The 10,049-nt window shown below is 38.5% G+C and carries 9 protein-coding genes; 6 read left to right on the top strand and 3 right to left on the bottom strand.

From position 1 onward, the window contains the following. The first annotated feature begins 27 nt into the window (after nucleotides 1-27). Both V7024_RS14930 and pheA read left to right on the top strand, forming a co-directional pair. Nucleotides 28-1,707 carry an ABC transporter permease gene (locus tag V7024_RS14930; protein ID WP_335521315.1) on the top strand — a complete coding sequence of 560 codons (1,680 nt, stop codon included), beginning with the start codon at nucleotides 28-30 and terminating at the stop codon, nucleotides 1,705-1,707. Nucleotides 1,708-1,804: 97 nt separating this feature from the next. Continuing rightward, nucleotides 1,805-2,659 carry a prephenate dehydratase gene (pheA, locus tag V7024_RS14925; protein WP_335521313.1) on the top strand — a complete coding sequence of 285 codons (855 nt, stop codon included), beginning with the start codon at nucleotides 1,805-1,807 and terminating at the stop codon, nucleotides 2,657-2,659. Nucleotides 2,660-2,692: 33 nt separating this feature from the next. Here pheA and V7024_RS14920 read toward each other — a convergent pair whose 3' ends face one another. The 3 genes from V7024_RS14920 to V7024_RS14910 form a co-directional block, all read right to left on the bottom strand. Then, complete coding sequence (locus V7024_RS14920; protein ID WP_335521311.1) at nucleotides 2,693-3,340, bottom strand: MOSC domain-containing protein; 648 nt, start codon at nucleotides 3,338-3,340, stop codon at nucleotides 2,693-2,695. 86 nt (nucleotides 3,341-3,426) lie between these two features. Beyond that, nucleotides 3,427-3,969, bottom strand: a complete 543-nt coding sequence (locus V7024_RS14915) for a transcription repressor NadR (RefSeq protein WP_335521309.1) — start codon at nucleotides 3,967-3,969, stop codon at nucleotides 3,427-3,429. Next, nucleotides 3,966-5,108: an IscS subfamily cysteine desulfurase gene (locus V7024_RS14910; protein WP_335521306.1), complete on the bottom strand. Its 1,143-nt coding sequence runs from the start codon at nucleotides 5,106-5,108 to the stop codon at nucleotides 3,966-3,968. Before V7024_RS14910 ends, V7024_RS14915 begins: the two co-directional genes overlap by 4 nt. A gap of 124 nt (nucleotides 5,109-5,232) precedes the next feature. Here V7024_RS14910 and nadB point away from each other — a divergent pair, with 124 nt between their 5' ends. The 4 genes from nadB to safA all read left to right on the top strand — a co-directional run. After that, nucleotides 5,233-6,759 carry an L-aspartate oxidase gene (nadB, locus tag V7024_RS14905; RefSeq protein WP_335521304.1) on the top strand — a complete coding sequence of 509 codons (1,527 nt, stop codon included), beginning with the start codon at nucleotides 5,233-5,235 and terminating at the stop codon, nucleotides 6,757-6,759. A 15-nt stretch (nucleotides 6,760-6,774) separates the two neighbouring features. After that, entirely contained in the window at nucleotides 6,775-7,608 is an 834-nt protein-coding gene (gene nadC / locus V7024_RS14900; RefSeq protein WP_335521302.1) for a carboxylating nicotinate-nucleotide diphosphorylase, read from the top strand. 25 nt (nucleotides 7,609-7,633) lie between these two features. Further along, nucleotides 7,634-8,740 carry a quinolinate synthase NadA gene (nadA, locus tag V7024_RS14895; protein WP_335521300.1) on the top strand — a complete coding sequence of 369 codons (1,107 nt, stop codon included), beginning with the start codon at nucleotides 7,634-7,636 and terminating at the stop codon, nucleotides 8,738-8,740. Between the two features lie 296 nt (nucleotides 8,741-9,036). Next, nucleotides 9,037-10,049 (top strand): SafA/ExsA family spore coat assembly protein (gene safA, locus V7024_RS14890; RefSeq protein ID WP_335521298.1); only part of this gene is annotated, 1,013 nt, incomplete at its 3' end.

Genomic DNA, 10,049 nt, shown 5'->3' with positions numbered 1-10,049 from the left:
AATTAGCGTAAGAACCATTCTAGTTCGATCTTTATACAGTCTCGAAAAAAAGAATTTGGGCTATTCATATTAATGGGAGCTACGAAAGTAAATATTATATGGATGATGATCATGGAGCAAATGGTAGTGGGCTTCCTCGCGAGCTTTTTCGGCATTGGGATTGGGACGTTATTTTTAAAGCTATTTTTTATGATTTTTAGTTTATTACTTAATATGCCGACTGAATTGCCGTTTGTGCTTAGTTCAAAAGCGATTGTGATAACGATGATGACATATGGGGTTATCTTTCTTCTTTTATCCATTTTTAGTGCGCTGCGCATATGGAAAATAGAAGTTATTCATTTATTAAAAGAAATGCAAGAAGGAAAAAAAGAAACGAGAAGTAAGAAGTGGCTTTGTTGGTTTGGTTTCGCCTGTATAGGTATCAGTTATTGGTTAACAACAAAAGTGACGATGGAGAACATTGCTCTTTATTTTATACCTGTTTCTATTTTAACAACAGTTGGAACGTATTTTGTATGTACGCATAGCATGATTCAAGTATTACAAGGAATTAAAAAGAGACAGAGTGTCATGTATCGCTATCCGTATTTATTCGTTATCAATCAGTTGTTACATACAGTGAAAGACAATCGGCGATTTTTCTTTATTTTATCTATATTAACAACGATAGTAGTAACGGCGACAGGCTCTGTTTATTTGTTTTTTTCAAATACGAGAGAACTATTTCGCTATGAACAGCCGCATGCTTTTTCATATGTCGAAAAAGGGACTGGTTCTAAAGAAGTAATGGAAAAAGAAACGGTTGAAAAGTTGTTTCGTAAGCATGGTGTCAATGATTTTCGTTACGTAACGTTTATTGGAATCCCAGCAACATTTCAATTGGATTCTGGTAAAGAGTCTTATGCAACTGTGATTGGAGAAGATGAATATAATAGAGAAGCAAAAAGGCAGTCGAAGAAGGAGATTCATCCGAAAGAGGGAACAGTGACATTTATTTATTATAGTAATTATGATCTTCTTCCTAAGTATCCTAAGAAATATATACATTTTAAAGTACTAGGGGAAACATATCGCTTTACATATAACGGAGCATATGAAGGGAATGCCTTTAATAGTGATACAAGTCAGCGGAGCGGAAGATTCCTCGTTATGCACAATCAAGATTTTCAGAAGATTTCTCGTCAAGTTCCTAATCACGAAAAATATGTATATAACGGATATGATTTACGAGATTGGAACAATACAGAAAGATTAGGTGAAGAATTACAATCTCACATTTTAAAAGGGACAGAATCAGTAATTCGTAATAATATGTACATATATAAGGCAACGAAAGACGGAGGGAATCTAGTGTTATTTGTTGGCTCGTTCATTAGTATCCTCTTTTTTCTAGCGTCTTGTAGCACAGTCTATTTTAAATGGTTTCATAATATTGAATATGACCGCTTGCAATATCGAGCTCTTTTGAAAATCGGAATGACAAAGCAAGAAATAGATAAGATTTCACGTGTGCAATTAGGGATTCTATTCTTTTTCCCAGTTTTTTTAGGAAGCGTACATAGTGCAGTTGCTTTACATACGTGCCAAAAGACCTTTTTTATGAAATCATCTTGGCTCGTTTTAGAGGTTATTGCTATTTATCTCATCGCATGTATATTCTATTTCTTCTTTGCGCAAAAAGAATACATGAAACATATCGGCTAGCTCTTGCTAGTCTTTTTTGTTGTAATTTTCGAAAAACAAGTAGAAGAATAGAGGTGTTTATGATATAACAGTAAGAAAACGAAAAAGAGGGGAAAAGATGACGATTCGAGTTGGCTATTTAGGACCAGAAGCAACATTTACAAATATGGCGGTGAGTCGCTTCTTTCCTGAGGCTGAACATGTACCATATAGAACGATTCCAGATTGTATAGATGCAGCAGCAAATGAGGTTGTTGATTTTGCAGTTGTCCCACTTGAAAATGCGATTGAAGGCTCTGTCAATATTACGATTGACTATCTTGTGCATGAGCAAACGCTGCCGATTGTTGGTGAAATTACAGTACCTGTCCAGCAACATTTACTCGTTCATCCGCAACACGCAAGGCGTTGGCAAGATGTATATGCGGTGCATTCTCATCCGCATGCGATTGCGCAGTGTCATAAGTTTTTGAATCAAGAATTAAAAGGTGTGACCGTGCGGGATATGACATCAACGAGTGCTGCCGCACAGTTTGTGATGGAACATCCAGAGGAAAAAATTGCGGCAATTGCCAATGAGGCTGCGGCAGAAAAGTATGGATTATCTATTGTTCAGCATGATATTCATACGCATAAAAATAATCATACACGTTTTCTCGTATTACATAAGAACGAGCACGTGAAATTACCGAGAAATGGAGAGCACCGTGGGACGAAAACAACACTTATGATAACATTACCTTCAGACTATGCAGGAGCATTATATCAAGTATTATCCGCATTTGCATGGAGGAAATTAAACCTTTCCAAAATTGAGTCTCGTCCAATGAAAACAGGACTTGGCAATTATTTTTTCTTAATTGATGTCGAAAAAGAGTATGATGATGTTCTGCTCCCAGGAGTGAGAATGGAATTAGAAGCACTTGGTTTTTCGGTTACATTACTTGGGAGTTATTCATCTTATTGGGTATGAAAAAGAATCCCATTGCGTATGCATTGGGATTCTTTAAGTTAATTTCTCAAGTCGTGTCATTAATGGTTTTCGCCAATCTTCTGCGAGTTCAGGAACGGCAATAATTTTTTTCATTCCCTCTATATCTTTTTGTCCCCGGAAATAGATTTCGTTTGCAAATAAAATGGAAACTTGGTGCGAATGACGTTCGAGTAATGTAATTTGTGAATCTTTACGAACCGTTCCTTCTTGTAGAACGCGGCATAAATATCCTGTGTAGCCAGTTTCGACAATGCGAGGTAAAATGCCAGGAATGCCAAGTCGTTTCGAAATTGTACTGCATGGAATTCTTCCTTGCGTTACTTGAACAATTGCCTCTCCGAGCTGATAAATGTCTCCAATACAAACATCTTGTTCTAGCATATGTGTAACTGTTACATTTTCTCCAAATGCAGATGAAGGAAGCGATGTACGAAACTCGTTTTCCCACAAATCATAATGTTCATAAGGATAAACACAAACGGTACGATCAGGTCCGCCGTGAAAGCGTAAGTCCGCAACACCGTCTCCTCGAAATCCATCTTTTGATAAAAAAGCATCTTCCACAAGCTGTTTACAAATGCCGCTTGTCATTTCTTTATCTTCTGCATATTGAATTGTTTTCGGTTTTCCGATGCTAAAATGAATAAGTTCGATTCCCATATTTTTTCTCCCTTCCCACTATTTTTCTATTGTAGCATGATGAAAATATAAAACGCACAGAGAAAGTAAAATTCTCTGTGCGTTTTTTAATGAACAAGAAATCCAGCCCGGTCTAATGCCTCACAAGCAGCATTTAACTTTTCTAGCGAATCTGCTTCAATTGTATGCAAATGAATCCCATTTGTAAGCTGTGATAAGTAAGTTGCATTTGTTTTTTCAATCTTGCTTAAATACTGCTCAATTTCAAAGCGATTACTTACCATAATAGAAGCTGTTAAATCTCCGTATACTGGATGTTCCACTTTTACGTCTTTAATTGTAACGCCATGGTCTACAAGCAGCGTGAGTTCTTTACGAACTTCTGTTGGCTGATGCTGACAAACGATGATACGTTCAAATGTATGTTGTTTTTCTGTCGGTTTCAAATATAAATATCCTTGCGCTGTTGCAATAATAGGTTCGTTTCGTGCTTTTAATAAAGAAATATCTTGTACAATAACTTGACGGCTTACGTTTGTTTTCTTTGCTAATTCACTGCCGGACAATGGTTTATTTGCAGCGAGGAGCCATTCTAAAATGAGCTGTCTTCTTTCCTCACCTAAAATCTTTTTTTGTTCATTTTGATTCATTTTCTATTAACACCTCTATTGAATTGATTTCTAATTTCTGCAATTGCATGAATCGTTGCATCGATGTGTTCTATTGTTGTTTGCTGTCCCAATGAAAAACGGACATATTGCTTCGCCTCGTCATATTCTTTGCCAATCGCAAGCATCGTTTTAGAAGGCTCTTGTTTTCCAATTTGACAAGCACTTCCTGTTGAAATCGCAATGCCGCGGCGATTGCACTCTAGCATTGTATACTGACCTTCTATTCCTTTTATTGTAACCCCAATGATATGCGGTAAACAAGAAGTAGAATGACCTTCAATTTGTATTTCGGGTGAAAGAGCTTGTAATTGCTGGATAAAGTATGTTCGGTATTCCTGTAAACGGCCCATTTCCTCTTGATAGTTTTGTAGTATGTGCTGCGCCGCTGTAATAAACGAAGTGATGCCTGGGACATTCACGGTGCCGGGGCGAAATCCTCTTTCATGAGAGGTTCCTGGAAACATTTCTCCCCAACGAACTTTCGGATTGATATAGCATGCGCCGACTCCTTTCGGCCCATAAATTTTATGCGCTGAAACAGAGAGGCTATCAATATTCATTTCTTCTACATGAATCGGTATTTTTCCAAATGTTTGTACGCAATCTGTATGAAATAAGACGTTATGTTTTTTGAGAATAGCTCCAATTTCAGCAATTGGTTGCAGCGTGCCGATTTCAGAGTTTCCATGTTGAATGCTTACAAGTACGGTTTGTTTTGTAATCGCACGCTCGAGTTCGTCAAGTTGAATCATGCCAAAGCAATCAACCGGAATTTCAGTAATTTCATAGCCCTGCTTTTGAAGAAGGCGAAAATAATTTCGGATTGATGCATGTTCCATAGGTGTTGTAATAATATGCTTGCCGCCCTGAGCATTTAGTAATGATTGAATGGCAAGATAGTTCGATTCAGATCCGCCGCTCGTAAAAAAAACACCTTGTTCTTTCCCGCCGATCATCGTCGCCAATGTTTGGCGGCAAGATTGCAACAAAGAGGAGGCAGTTCCGCCAATATCGTGTAAGCTTTGTTCGTTTCCAAAATAACGTTCAGCAGCTTTTGTGTATGTCTCTAACGCTTCTTTACTCATAGGTGTTGTTGCAGCATAGTCCATATATATCATAGAGTATAGCCCTTTCTGTATAAGATTTTCTTGTCGTTTTCTAAAAAGTTCTTGTTATTATTTTAAATATATGTAAATATAGGTGTCAAGACAGTTGAAAAGTGTAAAGTAGGGGGCAATGAAAATGCCAAATGCAGATGTCTTAATTATCGGAAGCGGGGTTGCGGCGCTGCGCGTTGCACAAACCATTTGCCACGAAAAGAATGTGATGATTATCACAAAGAAAACAGGGCGAAACAACAATACAAATTTAGCACAAGGCGGGATTGCAGCTGCGGTTGCTTCAACTGATCATCCAGACAATCACTATGAAGATACGCTTACAGCAGGATGCCATTATAACAATCCGGAAGCGGTTCGCTATTTAGTAGAGCATGGGCCGCGAGAAATGCAAACATTATTAGATAACGGTATGCGCTTTGATGGTGATGAACGAGGGCTGCATCTTGGAAAAGAAGGAGCGCATCGAACAAGGCGTATTTTACATGCAGGCGGGGATGCAACCGGGAAAAATTTATTAGCGCATCTTGCAGAGCAAGTACTTCCATATGTAACAGTTGTTGAACACGTAATGGTCTTGAATTTTATAATAGAAAATCAAACTTGTCACGGTGTTGTAGCACGTGATAGTGAAGGGAATATACAAAAGTATTACGCACAGAGTGTCGTATTGGCAACAGGCGGTATTGGAGGACTGTATGCATTTACTTCTAATGATTGTACTGTTACAGGTGATGGCTTAGCGATGGTATATCGAGCTGGCGGAGAGCTTGTTGATTTAGAATTTGTACAGTTCCATCCAACAATGTTGCATGTAAATGGAGCTTGCTGCGGCCTTGTATCAGAAGCGGTACGCGGAGAAGGAGCTATTCTTCGAAATGGAAAAGGAGAGCGCTTTATGACGAATGTTCATGAACAACAAGACCTTGCGCCGCGTGATGTAGTTGCGCGTGCCATTCATGAACAAATGTTAGCGGGTGAAACGGTGCACTTAGATATATCATCTATTGCAAATTTTGAAGAACGGTTTCCAACGGTCGCTTTTTTATGTGAAAGACATGGCGTGGCTATTCAGGATAATTTTATTCCAGTTGTACCAGGCGCTCATTTTCATATGGGCGGTGTAAAAACAAATTGTGACGGGGAAACGTCAATTAATCGTTTATATGCAGTTGGCGAAGTGGCATGTAATGGTGTACATGGTGCCAATCGCCTTGCGAGTAATTCATTATTAGAAGGCCTTGTATTTGGAAAACGTGTCGGAGAACACATTTTAGAAAATAGTAGGCCGCGAATCGTGGGTAACAATGAAATAGCGAAAGGTGATTTACAACAAATCAAATTACCAAAAAAAGAAGAAATACAAGAGATGATGATGAATTACATTGGAATTGTTCGCACAGAAGAAGGTTTATTGTATGCGAAGCAATGGTTAGAACAATATGGAACATATAACAAACTGTTTCCGTATGAAAACCTTACAAATGAGGAAATAACAATTATCAATATGTTAACAGTTTGTCAGTTACTAACAAAAGCTGCACTGCAAAGAAAAGAGAGTATCGGCGGTCATTATCGCAGTGACTTTCCAAATCGTAGTAATAAGACACACGAAATTGTGATGAGAAGAAATATGTTGCGATTCGCGTAAGAAAAGAGGGGTACTATGAATGCGTTAAAAGTAAAAGAAGCATTGAAACAATTTTTTCTAGAAGATATCGGGGAGCGAGACGTAACATCGCAGCTTATTTTTCCAAACAATCTGCAAGCAAAGGGAATGTTTCTTGTCAAAGATACAGGTGTGTTTGCAGGAGCAGATGTGATTAAGGAAGGTTTTGCATTATTAGATCATCGAATTGAAGTCACACTTCATAGAAAAGACGGGGACTTAGTAACAAACGGAGATATCCTTGCTACTGTACAGGGGCCGATTGCGTCTTTATTAACAGCTGAGCGTGTTGTGTTAAATGTTATTCAGCGTATGAGCGGTGTAGCGACGATGACAAGAAAAGCGGTAACAGCATTAGGGAGCAATCATACACGCATTTGTGATACGAGAAAAACGATGCCAGGGCTTCGTATGTTTGATAAATATGCCGTCGTATGCGGCGGCGGTTATAATCATCGTTTCGGATTATATGATGGTGTCATGATTAAAGATAATCATATTGCATTTGCTGGGTCGATTACAAAAGCGGTAACAGCGGTGAAAGAACAGCTGGGACACATGGTGAAAGTAGAAGTAGAAACAGAGACGGAAGAACAAGTATTAGAAGCAGTTTCTGCCGGAGCAGACATTATTATGTTTGATAATCGTACGCCAGAAGAAGTACGTGAATATTGTAAGCTCGTTCCAAGCGCAATTGTTACAGAGGCTTCGGGCGGGATTACGATGGAAAATGTAGCAAAGTATGGTCAAACGGGTGTGGATTACATTTCGTTAGGGTTGTTAACGCATTCTGTTAAAGCGGTAGATATTAGTTTCAATATTGAAGTGTGATTGAGGGGAGAGGGGGACTTCACTGATGAATATTTTAGAAACAGTGCAACCGATTGAAACGATGTTACCAAAGCGTTATGGAACAATGTCAATCGAAGAGATGGAAGCGCGTGTGCGTGAGATTAAAGAAAAGTTGGGGGGAAAGCTTTTCATACCAGGACATCATTACCAAAAAGATGAGGTCGTTCAGTTTTCAGACTCAACAGGAGACTCTTTGCAGCTTGCCCAAGTAGCAGCGCGTAATAAAGAGGCAAAGTATATTGTATTTTGCGGTGTTCACTTTATGGCAGAAACAGCTGATATGCTAACAACAGATGAACAAATTGTTATTCTTCCTGATATGCGAGCTGGTTGTTCTATGGCTGATATGGCTGATATTGAACAAACAGAGCGAGCTTGGAAGGAATTACAACAATTATTTGGAGAGACAATGCTTCCATTAACCTATGTAAATTCAACAGCTGCGATTAAAGCGTTTTGCGGCCGAAACGGCGGCGCGACAGTTACATCTTCGAATGCGAAAGAAATGGTAAAATGGGCGTTTATACAAAAAGAGCGAATTTTATTCTTACCTGATCAGCATTTAGGACGTAATACAGCATATGACCTTGGTGTACCGTTAGAAAAAATGGCAATTTGGGATCCACATACAGATTCGTTAGAATATGATGGGAATATGGAAGATATTCAAGTGATTTTATGGAAAGGATACTGTTCCGTTCATCAAAATTTTACTTTGAAAAATATTGAAAGTGTAAGGGAAAATCATCCGGATATGAATATTATTGTTCATCCGGAATGTTGTTATGAAGTTGTTGCAGCTTCTGATTATGCAGGCTCAACAAAATATATTATTGATATGATTAAAAAAGCTCCGTCTGGAAGCAAATGGGCAATCGGTACAGAAATGAACTTAGTTAATCGTATTATTCAGCAGCACCCGGATAAAGAAATTATTTCATTAAATCCATTTATGTGTCCATGCTTAACGATGAATCGTATCGATTTACCACATTTACTATGGGCACTGGAAGCAACCTTGCGCGGTGAACATGTAAATGTAATTGAAGTAGATAAAAAAGTAACGGAAGAAGCGGTACTTGCATTAAACAGAATGTTAGAGCGAGTATAAAAGCAACGGATTTCCGTTGCTTTTTCTTTTGTACATAATTTTGCTTTTATGAGCATACATTGTGGTGAAGCAATCATTGTGTTTATACCCGTTTTTGTCTGCTTATACAGGGGCGGAGATGGGTCATCTATGGATACTTCGGATTGATGGTATAGAGAGCTTCTCTTGTTGAACGGAGGAGGTTTCGGAACCTGTTGTCATCGGAGCAAGAGGTACTGGAATCCCCCACTTCAAGTGGCGGTAACCAATAAGTGGGGGGAGTTCAATATAGATAAGTTATACAGGAGGGGGAAAATTTGAAAATTCATATCGTGCAAAAAGGGGATACCCTTTGGAAAATTGCGAAAAAGTACGGGGTGGATTTTGACGTATTGAAACAAGCGAATACACAGCTTAGTAATCCAGATTTAATTATGCCAGGCATGAAAATTAAAGTACCATCTAACGGTGTTCCAATTAAAAAAAATCCAGGTGCTGGTTCAGTCCCTCCAAAAAAATATGTAAAAGAAGTACAGCAAAAGGAATTTCCAGTAACACCGAAAACGCTTGGTATAGAAGAAGAGGAAGAAATGACTCCGCAAGCTGGGCCGATTACAGAACAGCCGGCAGTACAAAAAGTGCAGAAGGAAATGCAAGTAAAAGCGCAAAAGGAAGTGCAAAAAGAACAGCCTATACAAAAAGAAGTGCAAAAGGAGCAACCTATCCAAAAAGAGAAACCAGTGGAAAAACAACCTATTATTGAAAAGCAACCGACTGTTAGTAAAGCGGAGAAACAAAAAGAGAGCACAAAATTTTCCGTAAACATTTTACCACAGCCACCGCAATCACCGGTTAAACCCGCAAAAGGATATAAAATTGCAGATATTATTAAAAAAGGGAACGACTTAATTGCTCCGCAAGTAAATAAAATGAAAGGAAGTAATGTCGTTGCCCCGGAAGTGAAGAAAGAAAATGTAAGTAAAATTGTTGCTCCAGAAGTAAAGAAAGAAAATGTAAGTAATATCGTTGCTCCAGAAGTGAAGAAAGAAAATGTAAGTAAAATTGTTGCCCCGGAAGTAAAGAAAGAAAATGTAAGTAATATTGTAGCCCCACAAGTAAAGAAAGAGAATGTAAGTAATGTCGTTGCCCCAGAAGTGAAGAAAGAAAATGTAAGTCATGTTGTTATGCCAGATGTGACAAAAGAAATCCCGCAAGTACTCCCACCTAATGTTACGGTGCCGATCATGGAAAACAGCCAAATGCCAAACGTGATGCCAATTATGGAAAACAGTCAACTACAGAATGTAATGTCGATGATGGAAAGTAATCA

The sequence above is a fragment of the Bacillus sp. JJ864 genome (genome assembly GCF_036963045.1).
Lineage (GTDB): Bacteria > Bacillota > Bacilli > Bacillales > Bacillaceae_G > Bacillus_A > Bacillus_A pseudomycoides_C.
The sequence above is the reverse complement of the archived record's forward strand: the minus strand, read 5'-3'. Positions and strand labels throughout refer to the sequence as shown.

What these genes read in the sequence shown, in the direction of transcription:
- pheA (WP_335521313.1), top strand. Translation starts at nt 1,805, where the DNA reads ATGACGATTCGAGTTGGCTATTTAGGACCAGAAGCAACATTTACAAAT.
- V7024_RS14920 (WP_335521311.1), bottom strand. Translation starts at nt 3,340, where the DNA reads ATGGGAATCGAACTTATTCATTTTAGCATCGGAAAACCGAAAACAATT.
- V7024_RS14915 (WP_335521309.1), bottom strand. Translation starts at nt 3,969, where the DNA reads ATGAATCAAAATGAACAAAAAAAGATTTTAGGTGAGGAAAGAAGACAG.
- V7024_RS14910 (WP_335521306.1), bottom strand. Translation starts at nt 5,108, where the DNA reads ATGATATATATGGACTATGCTGCAACAACACCTATGAGTAAAGAAGCG.
- nadB (WP_335521304.1), top strand. Translation starts at nt 5,233, where the DNA reads ATGCCAAATGCAGATGTCTTAATTATCGGAAGCGGGGTTGCGGCGCTG.
- nadC (WP_335521302.1), top strand. Translation starts at nt 6,775, where the DNA reads ATGAATGCGTTAAAAGTAAAAGAAGCATTGAAACAATTTTTTCTAGAA.
- nadA (WP_335521300.1), top strand. Translation starts at nt 7,634, where the DNA reads ATGAATATTTTAGAAACAGTGCAACCGATTGAAACGATGTTACCAAAG.